Origin of the sequence: Polycladomyces subterraneus (assembly GCF_030433435.1) — a bacterium.
Taxonomy (GTDB): Bacteria; Bacillota; Bacilli; order Thermoactinomycetales; family JIR-001; genus Polycladomyces; species Polycladomyces subterraneus.
Window position 1 is genome coordinate 37356 of record NZ_JANRHH010000052.1, and the last position, 17613, is coordinate 54968.

At 53.5% G+C, this 17613-nt stretch carries 15 protein-coding genes and 1 pseudogene; 2 read left to right on the forward strand and 14 right to left on the reverse strand.

Translation table 11 applies throughout. From position 1 onward, the window contains the following. Positions 1–58 precede the first annotated feature (58 nt). From NWF35_RS14960 to NWF35_RS14985, 6 genes are all read right to left on the reverse strand, one after another. Complete coding sequence (locus NWF35_RS14960; RefSeq protein WP_301240185.1) at positions 59–616, reverse strand: thioredoxin family protein; 558 nt, start codon at positions 614–616, stop codon at positions 59–61. Between the two features lie 110 nt (positions 617–726). After that, a complete protein-coding gene (locus NWF35_RS14965; RefSeq protein ID WP_301240186.1) occupies positions 727–1728 on the reverse strand; it encodes a YncE family protein in 1002 nt (333 codons plus the stop codon). A gap of 125 nt (positions 1729–1853) precedes the next feature. Further along, the gene (locus NWF35_RS14970; RefSeq protein ID WP_301240187.1) at positions 1854–2558 is read right to left on the reverse strand and encodes a YiiX/YebB-like N1pC/P60 family cysteine hydrolase; all 705 of its coding nucleotides are present in this window, start codon (positions 2556–2558) and stop codon (positions 1854–1856) included. Positions 2559–2675: 117 nt separating this feature from the next. Next, a complete protein-coding gene (gene mobB, locus NWF35_RS14975) occupies positions 2676–3173 on the reverse strand; it encodes a molybdopterin-guanine dinucleotide biosynthesis protein B (RefSeq protein ID WP_301240188.1) in 498 nt (165 codons plus the stop codon). A gap of 185 nt (positions 3174–3358) precedes the next feature. Then, a complete protein-coding gene (locus tag NWF35_RS14980) occupies positions 3359–4732 on the reverse strand; it encodes an ABC transporter substrate-binding protein (RefSeq protein WP_301240189.1) in 1374 nt (457 codons plus the stop codon). A gap of 12 nt (positions 4733–4744) precedes the next feature. Next, positions 4745–5731 (reverse strand): carbohydrate ABC transporter permease, encoded by a 987-nt coding sequence (locus NWF35_RS14985; RefSeq protein ID WP_301240190.1) that lies wholly within the window; start codon positions 5729–5731, stop codon positions 4745–4747. Between the two features lie 155 nt (positions 5732–5886). Here NWF35_RS14985 and NWF35_RS14990 point away from each other — a divergent pair, with 155 nt between their 5' ends. Continuing rightward, a complete protein-coding gene (locus NWF35_RS14990) occupies positions 5887–6837 on the forward strand; it encodes a PIG-L family deacetylase (protein WP_301240191.1) in 951 nt (316 codons plus the stop codon). A gap of 128 nt (positions 6838–6965) precedes the next feature. Here the strand turns inward: NWF35_RS14990 and NWF35_RS14995 are convergent, their stop codons facing one another. From NWF35_RS14995 to NWF35_RS15030, 7 genes and pseudogenes are all read right to left on the reverse strand, one after another. Continuing rightward, positions 6966–7385, reverse strand: a complete 420-nt coding sequence (locus NWF35_RS14995) for a DoxX family protein (protein ID WP_301240192.1) — start codon at positions 7383–7385, stop codon at positions 6966–6968. 296 nt (positions 7386–7681) lie between these two features. Beyond that, the gene (locus tag NWF35_RS15000) at positions 7682–8569 is read right to left on the reverse strand and encodes a carbohydrate ABC transporter permease (protein WP_301240193.1); all 888 of its coding nucleotides are present in this window, start codon (positions 8567–8569) and stop codon (positions 7682–7684) included. 97 nt (positions 8570–8666) lie between these two features. After that, complete coding sequence (locus NWF35_RS15005; RefSeq protein WP_301240194.1) at positions 8667–9179, reverse strand: adenine phosphoribosyltransferase; 513 nt, start codon at positions 9177–9179, stop codon at positions 8667–8669. Continuing rightward, positions 9118–11544 carry a single-stranded-DNA-specific exonuclease RecJ gene (gene recJ, locus NWF35_RS15010; protein ID WP_301240196.1) on the reverse strand — a complete coding sequence of 809 codons (2427 nt, stop codon included), beginning with the start codon at positions 11542–11544 and terminating at the stop codon, positions 9118–9120. The genes NWF35_RS15005 and recJ overlap by 62 nt, the downstream gene beginning before the upstream one ends. A gap of 53 nt (positions 11545–11597) precedes the next feature. Beyond that, positions 11598–12503 carry a cation diffusion facilitator family transporter gene (locus NWF35_RS15015; protein ID WP_301240198.1) on the reverse strand — a complete coding sequence of 302 codons (906 nt, stop codon included), beginning with the start codon at positions 12501–12503 and terminating at the stop codon, positions 11598–11600. 71 nt (positions 12504–12574) lie between these two features. Further along, positions 12575–14705: pseudogene (secD, locus tag NWF35_RS16960) on the reverse strand (protein translocase subunit SecD). A gap of 131 nt (positions 14706–14836) precedes the next feature. Then, positions 14837–15148 carry a post-transcriptional regulator gene (locus NWF35_RS15030; RefSeq protein ID WP_301240202.1) on the reverse strand — a complete coding sequence of 104 codons (312 nt, stop codon included), beginning with the start codon at positions 15146–15148 and terminating at the stop codon, positions 14837–14839. 201 nt (positions 15149–15349) lie between these two features. Here NWF35_RS15030 and spoVB point away from each other — a divergent pair, with 201 nt between their 5' ends. Next, complete coding sequence (gene spoVB / locus NWF35_RS15035; RefSeq protein ID WP_301240204.1) at positions 15350–16909, forward strand: stage V sporulation protein B; 1560 nt, start codon at positions 15350–15352, stop codon at positions 16907–16909. Here the strand turns inward: spoVB and NWF35_RS15040 are convergent. Further along, on the reverse strand, positions 16906–17595 hold the full coding sequence (locus NWF35_RS15040) for a DUF421 domain-containing protein (protein WP_301240206.1): 690 nt from the start codon (positions 17593–17595) through the stop codon (positions 16906–16908). The genes spoVB and NWF35_RS15040 overlap by 4 nt on opposite strands. Positions 17596–17613 lie beyond the last annotated feature (18 nt).

A 17613-nucleotide genomic window follows, 5' to 3' on the forward strand; every position in this document is an offset into this window, starting at 1 on the left:
CCTGATATCTGCGTTCTGATAGAACTACTTAACCCCGGTGACAACCGAAAAAAGTCCTTTATTCTTTCCATTTGATATTGCAACCGATGCTGGGTTTTTGTTTTACTGTGATCGGCTCGTTTCGGAGCAAGCTATCCAAGGCGGAGCGAATGGATTCGCCGGTGACGGGGATATCGTTTCCAGGTCGGGAATCGTCCAACTGACCGCGGTAAACGCATTTCAATTCCTTGTCAAAGATATAAAAGTCCGGTGTGCAAGCCGCTTGATACGCTTTAGCAACCTCTTGGGTTTCGTCGAAGAGGTAAGGAAACGGATATCCCAGTTTTTGAGCGACTTCTTTCATTTTTTCGGGGGAATCTTCCGGGTATTTTTCCACATCATTAGCGTTAATGGCGATAAAGGAAATGCCTTTGGGGATATAATCGTTGGCCAGTTTGACCAGTTGATCTTGCACGTGCTTGACATAAGGGCAGTGGTTACAGATAAACATGATCACGGTGGCGATTTCCGACTTCAATTCGTCGAGGGAAACGTTTTTGCCGGAAACGACATCGGGCAGGGTGAAAAATGGAGCTTTTGCCCCAAGCGGGAACATGTTGGATTCGGTAAGCGCCATGGCTGATCCTCCTTTTTATCATTTCTTCCACATATCATAGCATAAACTCACTTGGCCATTGAAAACCGATTGAGATGTAGACTGATTGCCCGCCTCCAGAGCATGACATTCTAACGCCCTCTCCCCACCACTTCCAAATCCTGCACCAGGGTGTCCCGGACCACGGGCAAATACCACCGTCTCTCCCGTTTCCAGTCTTTGATCGAATAAACCCCGATCTCACCGCCTTTTTCACGCGAGTGCACCTGGGTGAGCACATACAGCTTACCGTTCGCCTGACGCACTTTGTAGATGGGCTGGGGAAGCTGCACCGTACCCCTGACCCGGAGAGTGGCGGCATCCAGAATGCTGATCCGCCCTTCCGCACCCGCATGTGTAACGAGGATTTGGTCTCCGTCCGGCAGCAGGTATTGGGGCTCGGCAAAGGGAAGCGTCACGTAACGTACCTGCCAGTTCTTTTTCTCCACCACGGCAATCCGCCCTCCTCCGCTCCTCGATGACAGCAGGACCCGGCCGCCCGACAGAAGTATATCGTCCGCTTCACCCGTCTCCAGTGGGATCTCCCGCTCCACCTTGCCCGTTTTCCGGTCCAGCACATACAAGAGGGACTTTTTGGCGCTCACCAGGTCAGCAAACACATAAACCCTTCGTTCATCCGCCTCCAGGACGCGGAGGAAACCGTCCAGCACCACATGGTAAGTGCGTCCCTCTTTCTTCAACTCTATCTCCAGCGTATTCGTATTGAGACCGCTATTGTAGGAGGCCATCAGGATGCCGGGTTTGGAAAGGACATCAATCGGAAACTGACGGAGGCTTTCCTTTGTCTCCTTGCCCTCCCTGGTGAGCCGAATCCACCCTTCGCCGAACTGTACGGGCAGGAGCCAGTCCCCTCTCTCATCCTGCACGATTCGAAAGATGCCCATTTCGTTGAAACTCCGGCTGCCAACCCGATTTCCGCCTGGGCCAAAAAAGACCAGTTCGCTGTCTTTGCGGAGCGCATCGGTATAGATCACACCTACCTCCGCCCGGTAAAATCCCAGGTCGCTCGCAGCACAGGAGGTCAGCAACAACAATAGGATCATCAGCATGAACCGGGCAAACCATCTGTTCATGCACACACCTTCCTCCAACAAAAATGCGGAGACACGCTCCGCTGAATCTGCATGGCATTTCTCTCATCTGACCATGACCGCTATGGCCGTGTCGTGCCCGAACCGGAAATGAATTGCTTCCGATCTTATCCCTGGCTGTAGAAGACGATGGTATAAGGGCTTTCAAGCAGATCCACCGGCCAGACCGCACCGCCGTCATTGAGGTCCCATCCCTGGTTGTACCAGGAGCGCCAGACCAGCTGCGAGCAGTAGAACGAGCTGGTGGTGGTGACGTTGAAAAAGTTGTAGTTGTACGGAAGACCGATTTGGTTTCGGGAATAGGAGGCGGAATAGGCGTAATTAGAATCATACGCTCCGGACACCCACAATCCCCGCACATTGTTGTACCGGGTCGCCCAGTCGTTGGGCCAGTGACGAACGCCGTTCAGGTCACCCTTGTTGCCGAAGCTCTCCACCACATAGCCGGGGACATCCGACACCACGCCTGCGTGACCGCCAGCCCAGGCCGAGGAACTGGAGCTGGTACCGTCCAGAGTCACCAGGATGTCACCATAGGTTCCCACCGCGCCTGCCATCGCACCCATCTGCTGACGCTGAAGTACTTTGTTCGAATCCAAGCCCCTTCTCCGTGCTTCCTCCCGCACTTTTTGGACATCAAATACCTTGGACGGATGACTCAACTCCCTCTCCGTCTTTGCCTTGGCCTGTTCCACATCCTTCCACTGTTCTGCAGACAAGCCGGCCAGACCAGACGCATCTCCCTGCGGTACCGCCACACCTAGTCCAACGGCCAAAACAACGAGCGCCACCCACCATCGGAAACGCTTCACCACCATACCTCCCTGATTGAGTTTTCAGAAATCTATTTTCTGTCTGGTGCGAAAAAACACCTTTTGATTTTTTGAAAAAAATGAAAAAAATCCCTTCCACAAGGGAGGGATGATGGATCACTTCTCTTCATTCAACCACCGGATCAAAGCTGCTTCCATTCCGTCCACATCGTCGATGGCGTATAGCGGATACGGACAGTCCTCGATCGGAAACCAGCTGACCACCGCCTGGATGTTGGGCAGCTCCCGCAACAGCGGGAGATCTTCCCCCCGGCGAAGGATGACCCATTTGGGCCAACCCGCCCGCTTGAACCCTTCCACCAGCACGAGATCACACGCAGAGTAAAAGGGCAACAGCTCTTCTACCTCCAATGTCCGCGGGAAACACACCGCCGTCTGATTGGACGCGGTGATCGTCACGATTTCCGCCCCAGCCTCTCGATGCCGCCATGTGTCCTTGCCCGGCTGGTCCCATTCCATCGTTTTGCCGTGGTGCTTGATCGTCCCCACTTTCCATCCGCGTTGGCACAATCGCTCAATTAGACGAGTGATCAGTGTGGTTTTGCCGGATTTTGAATACCCGACGACAGAGAGTACGACAGGTTGTTGATTCATATGATATCGCCTCTTTTTGTCGAACGTGTTGGTTCCATTGTACGGCATGGGAACGCGATCGTCACTTCGGAGGACGGGGCAGAAAAAAGCCAATCTGCATCCGTTTGGTCAGGCTGTTGACAAAGCCTGCGAGCTCTATTTTCCCGCGAGCGGCCTTTGAACGTTTGCTCGCCGAAGCCACGCTGTCAATGCCCCTGTTCCTCGGTCCATTGTTCCATTCGCTGTTGCAATTGGTCAATCTCTTTGTCCAGATCTACTCGTTTACCTTGCTGAACCTGAGACAGCACTTTGCTCACCCAGGGAACCAGGATCGTTTTTTGATATGGCATATCCATCAGCCACGGGGTAGTGGTATTGGTTTTGGCATTTTGAACGTAGACGGGCACATAGGGATCGTCTTTTCTTTGGAAATCAAAGGGCTGAACGCTGGGCGGAACCATTTCGTTTTCGTATTTGAACTGCTGGACTTGGGGGCCAGCGAGGAATTTGGCCACTTCCCATGCCGCTGCTGGGTTTTGTGTTTTGGCGGAGATGCACCAAGGTGTCGTACTGATCGGCGAACCCAAACCGTCCGGACCTTTAAAGTTGACGCGTAGGGAGAAACGATGCAACAAACGGTCGTCCTTTTTCCCGACATATTGTTTCCACGGCACTTCCATGTTGGGGTTTTCCAGCACGATCGCATGCTGGTTCCGATCAGTGAACAGGTTTTCCTGTCCCTGGCTCACCAAAAATCCGGGATGCACATAGGGGGTGGCCGCCATCATCCACTGCACGCTTTTAACGAATGCGGGATGATGAAAATGAAACTTCAACGTACGCGGCCGGGAAACATCGCCGGTGACCACCTCGTTTCTTCCTCCGTAATAGCTGATCAGACTTTCCAATAGCGTGGAGGTACGCCATACGCCATCCCAGTAGAGGCCGTAGGTTTGTTCACCCGTTCGTGGATCTTTCCCCGTCATGCGCTTCGCTTTTGCCAATACTTCTTCAGGTGTGGGACGGGCCGACAGCGGTTTGACCCCCCAATCGCGAAACAGTTGATTGTCCACCGTGATCAAGCGGGAGAACGCCCCGGACGGCAAGCCCAATGTATGTTGTCCCGTCCGGTCTTTGATCAGTGGCAAAACTGCCCGCTGATACCGCGAGGAAATCTTTAGCGTGGGATCTTGCCGGAGTAAATCATCGATCGGGCGAATCAATCCCTGTTCATAAAAAGCGCGAAACTGCGGTAAGTAGAACACATCCGCTTGTCCGCTCAACAGCATGGTTTGCTGTTTGGTGTTGTAATCCTGCCACGGTATGTTGATGAATTCCACTTGCAAGTGCGGGTGTTGCTTCAAGAAGGGTTTCATGGCGGTCTTCAGTCCCGGCATTTTGGATCCTGTCACCGGGTCAGTGTAATCGTCGATTTTGAAGTCAATGGTGTTGACCACCACTTTGCCCTCCAATTGAGCCGGATTACCGCTTACTTTCCAGTCTTGGGAGCCTGAGCAAGCCGTCATCACCGTCAACAGCACAACAAGCCACCCACAGAGTAACCAACGTTGCCGTCTCACCCTGCATCCTCCTCATTGCTTGATCCCGGAATAAGCGATACTTTGCACCACATGTCGCTGTAACAGCAAATACAAGATCAGTACCGGCAACAGACTGAGCACCGCCACCGCCATGTGGATGGCGGGAAAAATCCGCTGACCGCTGTCATGCACGAACATCGCCACCCCGATCTGTACGGTGTACCAGTCAGGACGACTCAGCATCAACAAAGGCCATAACACATCGTTCCACGACCACAAAAACTGCAGGATCACCAGTGTGGCGATCACCGGTCCGGACAGCGGAACATAGATGCGCCAGAAAATGGCCCACTCGGATGCACCATCCATTTTGGCCGCATCACGAAGTTCCGGAGGCAACGTATCCATGTACTGCTTGACCAAAAACGTGCCGATCACCGCCGCCAATGACGGGAGTATAAAAGCCCACAATGAATTGGTCATCCCCCATTCATTCAGCAGCAGAAACGACGGGATCATCGCCACTTCCGGTGGGATCATCAACGTCCCCAGTGCGAGCAGAAACAATCCTCTCGCTCCGCGAAACCGCAGCAGGGAAAATGCATATCCCGCCATCAACGCCGACAGGACGGAAACCGACACTTCACACAATGCGATAAGAAAGGAATTGAAAAAATAGCGGGCCAGCGGTACATTGGCAAACGGAATGACATAGCTTTTCCAAGTCGGCTCCTTGGGAATCAATCGCGGCGGAAACGGCACCTGCGTCATCGCCTGACCGTCCAGGCTGGTAGATACCATCCACAGGAACGGAATCAGCATGATCGCCGCTCCGATCGACAGCAACACCATGATGCACCATTGACCCCAAGTAGCTTGACGGAACATTCGACTCCTCCTTTCCATTAACGTAGTGAGGGCTGTCTGATGAATGGTCCGCTTCACCGCAGAGAGAATGGCAAGCACCAGAATCACACGCTGATGAATCTGCACGGGATAACGTTGCGGCGATGGATTGACCAAACTGCCCTGGTCCATTGTATGGACTTTCCGCCGGGGATATGTACCTGCCGCATCCCTCAGGGCCCCAACTTTGGCGGTTTGGTGACAATCTTTCATTTCTCACTTCATTTTAAGATTTTCTTTTTATGGTGATTTTGGGAGATGCTTGTTCGTTGGAGAGGGGAAGCGTCATGACCAAAAAAAACGCACACTGGTTTTCTGTCATAGTCGCCCTAGCAACTGGCCTCGCTTTGCTGCTGTCGGGTTGCTCCAATTCCCATGCTGCATTCGGTGCGACCATGCCCCATCCTGTGGTGCTTCACCGCATGACCCGGACAATCCGGCCACAATCGTCGACTCCCAAACAGGTCGCGTCCCTCATGTCAAATCATTTCAGTAACACGGTGATCTACTTTGACCCGCATCCCGACGACGAAGTCCTGACCTTCGGGGTTCCCATCAGAAATGATTTGTCTGCAGGCAAACAGGTGTATTTGGTGTTGATGTCGGCGGGGGAACATTCCATTTCCCGGGAAGTGATCAACGGGCGGTATGATCGGCAGTCCGTCCGGTCGTCACGGACGGGTCGACGTGTGTGGTGCAAAATTCACCACCGATATCACAATCCCGTTGCAGAAGGATATCCGTATATGACGGTGGCGGCATTCGGAAAAGCGCGCATTCAAGAGTTTATCCGCGCATCTCTGGCGCTGGGTGTACCGTATTCACACTTGGCCGTCTACCATTTGCCCAACGATCATTTCACGCACGCGGCGGTGAAACGGATTATGCTTGACTGGATCCATCGATACCCGGGCGCCACACTCAAAACGATGTCCGCTTGGGATGTTCATCCCGACCACGCGATGCTGGGACGGGTACTGGATGAGCTGTACGCGGAAGGAATAGTGAGGAACAAGGTGAATTACGCATCCGTCGCCACCCGGTTGAAATATGATCACAACCATTGGCCGATCATCGGGCTGACCCACCGCCAAGACCGCAAAATCCTGAAACGGGCCCTTAACGTGTACAAAGCGTGGAATCCCAAACGAGGCGAATTTGCGTTGGGCTATCATTCGGTTCCAGCGCAGTTCGATTTTGTGGAACGCCACATGACCAGCAAGCGCGTGGCTGGTTAAACGAAAAAACCGGTTCCTTGAGGAACCGGAGACCGATGACGATTTCCAGGAGAAGTCGGCTTCCGCCTCCGAGTGGCTGTGAGCCGGCTTCCTCTTTCATTATGACAAGGTAAGCACCGAAATCTATGTCAGCCCGCGATCGGAGTATCCGTATCCGATGATACCTTTTTCGACCACAGCCCGGACAATGCCCATTTCCGGCTGCCGCTCAGCGTCAACACCAGACTGAATCCCAACAATGCCAGATCCAGTTCATATCCACCGAAAAAGCCTGCTTTCCACTTGACTGTGGCGATCGCCCCCACCATCACCAATCCTACTGCCACGGCAGCGATTTCCACCCACAATCCCAAGATCAACAGCAACCCGGCTACAGTCTCCACCACAGCCACGACATATGCCAACGGTCCTGGCAAGCCCATTTGACCGGCAAACATCTTCGCCACTTGACCCAATGCGGACATTTTTTGCAATCCATGTGCCAGCATAATGATGCCCAAAATGATTCGGCCCAGCAACAAGCCCCACTCTGTTCTCGATTGTGACATGATGCATCCTCCTCAGTTTCTTACTATATTCAATTTACTATTATATTTATAGCTACATGAAAAAGGTGTGAATTAGATCACACCTGAGAAAAAATTTTTTGGAGGGCGCTTTGTCTATACCTGTCTTGACGAATAGCGGAGGAAGTGATAAAGAAGAAGCCAGTTGTTGAGGCCGATACTGGTGAACAGTACTTGGATGCAGGACTTCGGTCGGTTAGACGAACATGGTGAATCGCAATCGCTTGCTCTCTTCTCTCATGGCCATCTATTTTTTGTTGGCTGGAATCGCCATTTTTTCATTCACGCCGTTGAAACTGGATCAGGCGAAAATGGGCCAACGTGAGCAAAAAGACCACGACAAACAGCAAATACGCAGCGGCTGAAGCCTTGCCCAGCTCAAAGCTGTGAAATCCGACACGATAGATGTACAGCATCAACGTGGACAAACTGCCCCCGGGGTTGCCCGCCTCGCCGCCGATCATCCATACGTCGTTGAACCGCCGCATGGCGCTGATTATGCCGGTGATCAACAAAAAAACGAGAATCGGGCGGACCCCCGGCAGCGTTACGTGCCACCATCGTCGAATCGGTCCGGCACCATCGATCGCCGCCGCTTCATACAACTCGCTAGGCACTGACTGAAGGCCGGCGAGCACGATCAGGATGGAATATCCGATCCCATGCCATACGCCCATCAATGCCACCGCCAGTTTGGATGTATCCGGATCGGCAAACCACCCCTGCGCCGGAACCCCCCACCCCGTCAGTACATAATTGATCAACCCCTGATCGGTGGGATAGAAGAGAAACTGAAAGACGACCGCCACCGCCACCATCGAGGTGATGTTGGGCAGGAAATAGACTGCACGGAAAAAGGTGCGGCCCCATCGGGCCGAATGAATCCATGTCGCCAATACCAATGAACCGGGGATGCTGATCGCCATGCCGATTCCGCCCAGAACCAGGGTATTGCGCAGTGCTTCCCAGAAATCTTCGTCCCGCAGCAGGTAACGGTAATTGTCCCATCCCGCCCACGTTTCCATCACCCCGTTGGTATGATAAAAACTAAGCCGCAGGGATTCCACCAACGGATACAGCCTAAACAGCAACAATCCCGTCATCAGCGGCAGGATGAATCCCCATCCCGCGAGGTCTTCCAGCCGAATTCGGCGACGATTGCCCATCACTTTCCGCTCCTTGACCTGTCCTTTTTGTTGTCATGTGTATGGGCTGTTGCATAAAAAAAGCACCGGAAAATTCCGGTGCCAAACGATTGACAACTCAATACTGAACCAAGGAGAACACGTCGATGCCCTGCAATTTTTCGCGACCGTTGAGGTAGGTCAGTTCAATGAAGAAAGCAGCGCCCACCAGTTCGCCCTGCAGTTGTCGAACTAGGTTGATCGTGGCACTGATCGTACCGCCCGTAGCCAAGAGGTCATCCGCAACCAGAACGCGTTGTCCCGGCTGGATCGCGTCGCGGTGGATGGCCAGTTTGTCTTTCCCGTATTCCAGACTGTACTCAGTCTCGATCGTTTCCCCCGGCAATTTGCCCGCTTTGCGTACGGGGACGAATCCTGCCCCCAATGCGTAGGCCAACGGCGCGCCGACGACGAATCCCCGTGCTTCCGGTCCGACGATCAAGTCGATTTGCTTGTCCTTCAGACGTTCCACCATGGTGTCGATGGCTGCGCGGTAAGCCGGACCTTCCTTTAACAGCGTGGTGATGTCCTTAAACCGAATGCCCGGTTGCGGGAAGTCGGGAATCACGCGAATCTTTTCTTTGAAATCCATGTTCGTCTCCTCCTATTTTCAAGTCCAATCCCAGAAGATCGAATACATAATGGCATAATTCACGGTAGGAAGAATACACGAGTTGGCGCATGACACGCTCCTTCTCGATCTGCCTCCGATAGGAAGCGGAGGTATGGAGCGGTCGCTTGGCCGGTTGCGGCACGACCCGAAGATGATCTCCGCTGGCATCCACAAATTCCAGCTCCTCAAACACACGCAACATAAAGGAGATCATTCTCCTGGAAAGCCCGGTCAGTTTTTGCAGACGTTGTAAATCCCGCGGCAAACGAACCGACTGTACGCGCAGCAACCAACCGTACAATTGTTTGAACCCTTCTCTGTCTGGGGTTTTCAACAGCACATCATCCATCTCGGCATCGCCGAACGCAAAATAAAAACGTTCTACATGCGAAAGCGTGTGGACGAGCCGTTCCCACGTCTGCAAGCTGGGAGGGGGTTCCAACAACACCAACCTGCGGAGTTCGGACCAACGATCCGGTGCCGTCTGCGCTTCCTTCTCCCACTCTTTCCAGGACACCGACCAAGCCGATGGTTGATCCCGATCCGCAACCTTTTCAGGAGCGGAAGTCAGCATTAAAGTGTACGGATCCGCAAGCAACCGGTTCAGCCGATCCCGTTTGTCTCCGTTTCCCCGCCAATCGAAGATCTGGACGTGTGGAACGTGTACATCACGAATTAACAACTGGGGGATTCGTTTGTTGTTCCACTCGTTGATCTGCAGTTCTCCCAACACCTCGATCCGGGCGTGCGGGGTGACTTCCTCGGCCAACTCTTTCATACGGAATCCCACCGCATCCAATGTACCGTTTCCGTCCGATAAAATCAATTTCACGTGATTGCGGTCCGCTCCCATAAGTTGGATTTGGGACAAACCCGCTCCCGTGACACGAAACCGCGGAGTAGGATTCCCCACGCCATAAGGTGCGAGATGCTCCAATTGTTCGATCAATTCCACACTCACCTGATCCGGCGTCAGCTCGGATTCCACCCGGGAAACCGGAATATAATCCTCCTCGGTCAACCATTCGGCAACGAGACGGTCCAGACGTCGGTGCAATTCCGGGACGTCCTGTGCCGGTAGCGTCATACCCGCCGCCATTTTGTGGCCGCCGAAATGAGGCAGCAGATCAGCACACTCCGACAGGGCCCGGTACATGTCCAGCCCTTCGATACTGCGTGCCGAACCTTTGGCCATCCCCGTCTCCTCATCGATGCCGAGCACGATGGTGGGCCGGTAATAGCGTTCCACCAACCGGGACGCAACGATGCCTATGACGCCGACATTCCATCCGGGTGAAGCAACCACGATGAACCGACGGTGTGCATCAGGGTCCGCTTCCACCATCGCCCGCGCTTCCTCAAAGATCTCCTCCACCAGTTGCTGTCGTTCCCGGTTCATCTGATCCAGTTGATTTGCCAGCATATAAGCGGTTTCATCGTCTTGCGTCAACAACAGTTCCACCGCATGCACCGCACTGTCCAGACGTCCACTTGCATTGATTCTCGGACCAAGCGAAAATCCGACATGACCCGATCCCACCTCGCCACGGATCCCGGAGACATCCATCAACGCTCGCAGGCCAACGTGTCTCCGCTGGTTCATTCTACGCAATCCGCCGACGGCGATGATTCTGTTTTCGTCTACCAATGGGACGAGGTCCGCAATTGTGCCCAGTGCTGCCAATTCCCACACTTCTTCCGGCACTTCTCCCAGCAGCGCCTGGACCAGCTTGAACGCCACGCCCACTCCGGCCAACATATCGAATGGATACGGGCAGTTCGGCTTTTTCGGATTGATCACCGCCAATGATTCGGGGATCGCATCCGGAGGTTCGTGATGGTCCGTAATAATGAGATCCAATCCCAACTCTCTGGCATATGCGGCTTCTTCTACCGCACTGATACCAGTATCGACCGTAATGACCAAATCGACTCCATCCGCTTTGGCTTTGGCCAACGCTTCCTTGTTCAACCCATATCCTTCGCGGAAACGGTTGGGTATGTAATAGTGCGCATCAGCTCCCAGACGCCGAAATACCGTCATCATCAAGGCGGTACTGGATACACCGTCCGCGTCGTAATCACCGTATACCAAGATTTTCTCGTTTCGTTTCAGTGCCGTTCGGATGCGGTCCACCGCTTCTTCCATCCCGTCCATTAAAAAGGGATCATGCAAATCGGAAGCGTCCGCACGTAAAAACCGCCGCGCAGATTCCACCTCGGTCAATCCCCGATTGACCAAGAGACGCGCGACGACCGGATGGACTCCAAGCGAGTCCGCCAAGGCAGAACAGCTGGCCTGATCCGCCTCCACGGTCAGCCAGCGTGTTTTCGGGCGCAGCATGGAATCAGGATCACCTCGCTTTGCGCTTCCATTATAGCACACCCCCACCGAAGTCATGTCTCCTTTTCTTCTTCGGAATAGGGATTGACATGTACGAGTACGTCGGAAACAAAATCAAAACGTTCCATCAGCGTGTGCTTGACCCGTTTGCCGATTTGATGCCCCTCTTCCACCGTGATCTGGGGATCTACCGCGATTTTCACGTCCACGATGACGTAGTGTCCGTGCTCTCTGGCACGCAACTCGTCCACCCGTGTCACACCAGATACGGAAGAAGCCGCCTCCACCAACTCCGCGGCATCCTCCTCATGCAAAACGTGGTCCATCGTAGTGTGAATCGACTCTTTCGCCAACTTGTAAGCCATCAGTAAAACCAGAATGGATACGAAGATGCCTGCAACTGCATCCAAATAAACCAATGGGGATACACCCAGACGAGCTCCCAGGATCGCGCCACCGATTCCGAGCAGGGCGGCAAATGAGGAAAACACGTCAGAACGATGTTCCCACGCGTTAACGATCAAAGCCTGCGAACCGATCCGTTTGCCCAACCGGTACTTGTAGCGAAACATCCATTCCTTGACGACCATGGAAACCACTGCGGCAACAGCAGCCCACCATCCAGGCGCCCGAGCAGGTACAAACAGCGATTCAAACGAGTCATACACCATCTGAAATCCCACTACGCCCAGCAACACCGCCACGATAATCGCAGCGATGGATTCGGCTTTACCGTGGCCGTAAGGATGATCTTCATCCGGCGGCATCTGCGCGGCCCGCACCCCGATCAGCACGGCGAGGGAACCGGCCACGTCGGAGGCTGAATGGACAGCATCGGCGATCAAGGCCTGACTGTGAGCCACCACACCGATGATCCCTTTGAAGATAGCCAACAGCGTGTTGCCGATGATGCCGATCCAAGCTCCTTTTTCTGCTTGACGAAATTGATCCGATCTCATGGTGGAAACCTCCGAAAGATATGGCCGCGGAAAACCGCGGCCAATGGAAGTTTATGTGATTCCTTTCATTCTTATTCGGAAGCCGGGTTGGCCCGATTCATCGAGCGCCATTTCCAATCGAGCCAGAGTTGGCTGGCGATGAAAATCGATGAGTACGCGCCGAAAAACAGCCCCAGCAACAACGCCAGTGAGAAGTAGAAAATACTTTCCCCGCCAAACAACAGCAGGGTGGCGGCACCGAACACCACGGTCAACACCGTGTTAATCGAACGAACCAGGGTTTGGTGAATACTCTCGTTTACCACGCGGGCCAGATCTTCGAACTTTTTGGGTTTGTGCAATTCCACGTTTTCGCGAATCCGGTCGAAAATCACGATCGTGTCGTTGACCGAATACCCGACGATGGTGAGAATGGCGGCCACGAATACCAGATCCACTTCCCACTGAAACAGTGAGAACAGCCCGATAACGATCAAAACGTCGTGCAATAGCGCCACCACGGCGGAAACGGCAAACCGGTATTCAAACCGCATCGTCAAGTACAAAATGATCCCGATCGACGCGATCGCCACCGAGATGATCGCATTTCGAACCAGTTCCTGCCCAATGATCGGGTCCACCTTTTGCTCCGATGTCCCCACTTTTTTGCCGTACTTCTGTTGGAACGCCGTACGAATCTTCGCCACCTTGTCGGGAGAAAGCACCTCATTGGTGCGAAACACCAGTATTTCTTTGTTGTTGCCGGCTGTCCGCACATTGGCGTCTTTGTAACCCAATCCGGTCAACACCTTTTTGGCTTCCTCCAAATTGTAAGGATGACCGATTTGAACATCCACCCGGGTTCCGGACTTGAAGTCGATCCCGAGGTTGAGTCCCTGCACCAAGAACGATACCAAGCCCAGCAACAACAGCGCACCGGAGAAGAGATAAAACCATTTGCGACGTCCGACGAAGTCCAGTTTATAGTTCACCGATCTCACTCTCCTTCACACCAAACAACGCCGGGCTTTTCAGTACATTGGCCTTCAACAACAGGTTCATGAGAATCCGTGCCAACGCCACCGCGGTGAGGAAGCTGACGGCGATGCTGACAATCAGCGAGACTGCAAATCCCTTCACGCCGGCAGTTCCAAAGTAGAATAGCACCGCAGCCGCCAACACGGTTGTGATGTTGGCGTCAAAGATGGTGAGGAACGATCGGCGGGAACCGGAACGCACGGCGGCAGGAATGCTTTTACCCCGACGCATTTCTTCCTTGATCCGTTCATACATGATGATGTTGGCGTCTACCGCCATCCCGATCCCGAGTATGTAAGCGGCAATGCCCGGCAACGTCAACGTGACGTGCAACAATGAGAAAGTCAACAATACCAGATAGGAATACGCCACCAGCGTCACAGCGGCGATCAACCCCGGCAAACGATAATAACCGATCACGAAAACGAAAATCATCACCAGTGCGATCAAGCCTGCGCGCAGGCTTTTCATCAGCGAATCCTGTCCGAGACTGGCGTCAACGGAGTAGCTTTGTATTTCTTGCAAGTCGACCGGCAGCGAACCGGCATTGAGCAAGTTGGCCAGTGTTTTGGCCGACTCAGCCGTAAAGTTCCCCGTGATGATCGCTTTGCCGTTGGGAATCGGCTCGTTGATCACCGGTGCGTCCAGCCGTTGGTTGTCCAAATAGATCGGCATGGGTTGTCCGACATACTTCCGTGTCAAATCATAAAACTGCTGCGGATTCTTCAGTTGCAGCGATACGGCGGGTCTTCCACTCTGGTCATAATCCTGCGAAGCACCGCCTTCCTTCAAGTCACTTCCATCCAGCAGCACCTTCTTTCCGGTAGGATCCCGGAATGTGAGACGGGCCGGTTTGCCCAGGATTTCCCGTGCCTTTTCCTTATCCTTCACCCCAGCCAACTGCACGCGAATCCGGTTGCTTCCTTCGATGGTGATGTCAGGCTCGGTCACGCCCAGCACATCGATCCGGTTCCGCAGGGCTTCCGCCGCGCTTGCCAACGTTTTCGGGGTGATCTTTTGTTCTTTATCGTGGGGCTTCGCTACGTACAAGACTTCGAAACCGCCTCTCAAATCCAGTCCCAACGTGATCCGTTTGACAACGTCTTTCGTGGTCAGCGCCACTGTCGCCAAGACGGCGATCACCAAGAGGGAAAACCAAACGAGTTGACCCCAGCGAACCCTCATACATTCGATCCTCCTTCGTTTGCCCAGACAACTATTCCCATTATCCCAACTGGATCGGGCCATGTCAATTTTGCCACAGACAACGCGGGAAAGGCCACCGGTGCAATACCGATGGCCCCGTTTTCCCTCCATCAGCTTTTTCTCTTCAATGGTTCTTCCGAATCGTTTTTGTAGACGCTGATCATCAGCCAGTTCATGAAACGGGTGGCTTTCAGGGACAAAATGTCGTTCACCAGGCGGTTCAAGCGTGGCCACCCACGCCGATAATTCTCGGAAACGCAGGCCCACACCTGTTCACCAGTCACATTTTCGTATCCGTACATCCGAAATTCTTCGGCTTTGCTGTTGCACAAATCCTCGATGCACTGCATCAGCTCGGATTCGCTCAACAGCTCAACGGAGGACTTGGCTTTCCGGCTCACCGGTTTCAAAGATTGCCGCATATTGACGCAGACCTCCTTCCACAAGTGCAATCGAAGGCCCATCCAACTGGGTGATTCGATCCCGTTTTATCAAAATCCTGCCGGAAAATCAACTGACGATTTTTAGTCATGAACCGTTTGGACAAGGGCATAGGCTTGTATGGAAAAAAGCGTGTCTGATTTCATCGATCAGACACATCCTAAAGAAAGCGGGGACCACAGGTGACCAAGCAGTCATTTTTGCACGGCACCCTGATCTTGGTCGGTGCGGGGTTTATTACGAAAATCCTCGGATTTGTCTACCGTATTGCATTGTCCCGTATCATCGGTGACGAAGGCATGGGTTTGTTTCAGATGGCGTTCCCGATCCTGCTGTTCGTCATTGTCCTCGCAACTGCGGGATTGCCAGTGGCTATCTCTAAGCTGGTCTCGGAAGCTGAAGCCACCGGCGATGAAGAACGCATCCGTTTCATCCTCAGGGTATCGCTGAGCATCGTCATCGTAACCAGTATGGTGTTAACGGGACTGACGGTTTTGTTTGCGCCGTGGATCGCTTCTCATCTCTTGACGGACGAGAGAGCCGTCTATGCTTTGACCGGTATCGCTCCCGTCATCCCCATCGTGGCGATCGCCTCCATTTTTCGTGGCTATTTTCAGGGACGCCAACAGATGAATCCGTATGCCGCCGCCCAAATCGTCGAGCAGATCGTTCGGATCATCACGATTCTCCTGTTGGCCCAATTTTTGTTGCCCTATGGGGTGGAATACGCATCGGCAGGCGCCATGATCGGCATGGTGGTGGGAGAAGGTGCGGGTTTGTTCGTGTTATTGCGCGCATTTCGCAATGACCCCCGGAGACCGCCGCTTCGCATGAGGATCGGACGGAAGGACCGCGTCGGCACCTTGAGTCGGCTGAGTCGGTTGGCCTTACCTGTTACCGCCAGCAGAACGTTCGGTTCGCTTTCCTATGCGGTGGAACCGATCGTCGTTTCCCAGAGCCTGGCTATCGCCGGCATTGCCACCACAACAGCGACGGCATTATATGGGCAATTGGAGGGAATGGCCATTCCGTTGGTCTATTTTCCAGCGTTCATCACATATGCGTTGTCCGTCTCACTCGTCCCAGCTGTATCCGAAGCGGCGGCACGGGGACAGGGCCGTTTGGTCGAACATCGCCTGCGCCAGGCGGTTCGGTTGTCTATGATCGTCGGCGCTCCGTGTGCAGTGTGGATGTTCGTACTGGCCGAGCCTTTGACACTTTTGGTTTACCACAACACGGAGGTGGCCCGCTTGATGCAGATTCTGGCCCCCTTCGCTGTCTTCCTGTACCTCCAGGGACCGTTGGCGGCAGTTCTGCAAGGGTTGGATAAAGCGAATGAGGCCATGCGCAATTCCATTTTCGGATCGTTGATCAAAACAGGGTTGATTTTTCTGTTCGCCTCCCGTCCGTCCCTCGGGATCGACGGGGTGGCACTGGCCATCAATTGCGGGATCGTCATCGTTACAGCGCTCCATCTCATAAGTATCATGCGCCATATCCCGTTCACTGTTCATCTGAGGGACTGGATCAAGCTGACCGTCTGCGTCGCCGGGATGGCAGCGACGTCGCTCCTGTGGCTGAACCACAGTACCGGTGCGTTGTGGCTGCGGATGTTGTCCACATTCGGGGTGAGTGCCGGGATGTATGGTGCACTCCTGATCCTGTTTTCGCTCATTCGCAAAGAAGATGCCCGGCACTTGCCGGTGATCGGCAAATGGATGAACCGACTTTTGCCACGTTAATCTTGTTTGGGATCAATATAGAGACGTCCTCGGTGATCGATGCTGGCGAAGAAAACCTCTTTAAAGTCCTTGTACCCGTATTGTTGAATCTGGTTTTTTAACCAAAATCGGTTTTGTCCGATTCGGTTCAATCCCTCTTCCTGTACCTTGCCATCTACAATCAACGTCACCGGCAGCATAAACGGACGAAACCCCGCAATTTCGTTGGGATCGTCCCTTTCAACTCTTTTTTCCACCGATGTGCGCGGGATCACGCTCAATTTCCCCGAAGTCTCCAGAATCGCAAATTCCACGTCGGCGATGTTGGATATGTCTTTCTCCCGCAACTGTGTCATGAGATCGTCCAAGTTGTATCGCTGTTTAACCATTTCCTCCTCCATGATCTTGCCGTTTTTGATCAGGATGGAGGGTTGGCCGTCCACCAAGTGACGCAGGCGGCTATTTTTCAATGAAAGATAAGAAAGCGTCAGTTGTCCCAACAACATGGTCATGATCGGAATAATGCCTTTCACCAACGGCACACGGGTATCTTCAATGAAGATGACGGCCAAGTCGGCAATCATGATGAACACGGCCAAATCGAAAACGGATAGTTTGCCGATTTCCCGCTTGCCCATCAACCGCATCACCAACAACACCAATAAATAGGCAAATAAGGAACGAAGAAACAGTGACCACATTTCCACAGCCGCGCCCCCTTTCTC

What these genes read in the sequence shown, in the direction of transcription:
- NWF35_RS14960 (WP_301240185.1), bottom strand. Translation starts at nt 616, where the DNA reads ATGGCGCTTACCGAATCCAACATGTTCCCGCTTGGGGCAAAAGCTCCA.
- NWF35_RS14965 (WP_301240186.1), bottom strand. Translation starts at nt 1,728, where the DNA reads ATGAACAGATGGTTTGCCCGGTTCATGCTGATGATCCTATTGTTGTTG.
- mobB (WP_301240188.1), bottom strand. Translation starts at nt 3,173, where the DNA reads ATGAATCAACAACCTGTCGTACTCTCTGTCGTCGGGTATTCAAAATCC.
- NWF35_RS14985 (WP_301240190.1), bottom strand. Translation starts at nt 5,731, where the DNA reads ATGGACCAGGGCAGTTTGGTCAATCCATCGCCGCAACGTTATCCCGTG.
- NWF35_RS14990 (WP_301240191.1), top strand. Translation starts at nt 5,887, where the DNA reads ATGACCAAAAAAAACGCACACTGGTTTTCTGTCATAGTCGCCCTAGCA.
- NWF35_RS14995 (WP_301240192.1), bottom strand. Translation starts at nt 7,385, where the DNA reads ATGTCACAATCGAGAACAGAGTGGGGCTTGTTGCTGGGCCGAATCATT.
- NWF35_RS15000 (WP_301240193.1), bottom strand. Translation starts at nt 8,569, where the DNA reads ATGGGCAATCGTCGCCGAATTCGGCTGGAAGACCTCGCGGGATGGGGA.
- NWF35_RS15005 (WP_301240194.1), bottom strand. Translation starts at nt 9,179, where the DNA reads ATGGATTTCAAAGAAAAGATTCGCGTGATTCCCGACTTCCCGCAACCG.
- recJ (WP_301240196.1), bottom strand. Translation starts at nt 11,544, where the DNA reads ATGCTGCGCCCGAAAACACGCTGGCTGACCGTGGAGGCGGATCAGGCC.
- NWF35_RS15015 (WP_301240198.1), bottom strand. Translation starts at nt 12,503, where the DNA reads ATGAGATCGGATCAATTTCGTCAAGCAGAAAAAGGAGCTTGGATCGGC.
- NWF35_RS15030 (WP_301240202.1), bottom strand. Translation starts at nt 15,148, where the DNA reads ATGCGGCAATCTTTGAAACCGGTGAGCCGGAAAGCCAAGTCCTCCGTT.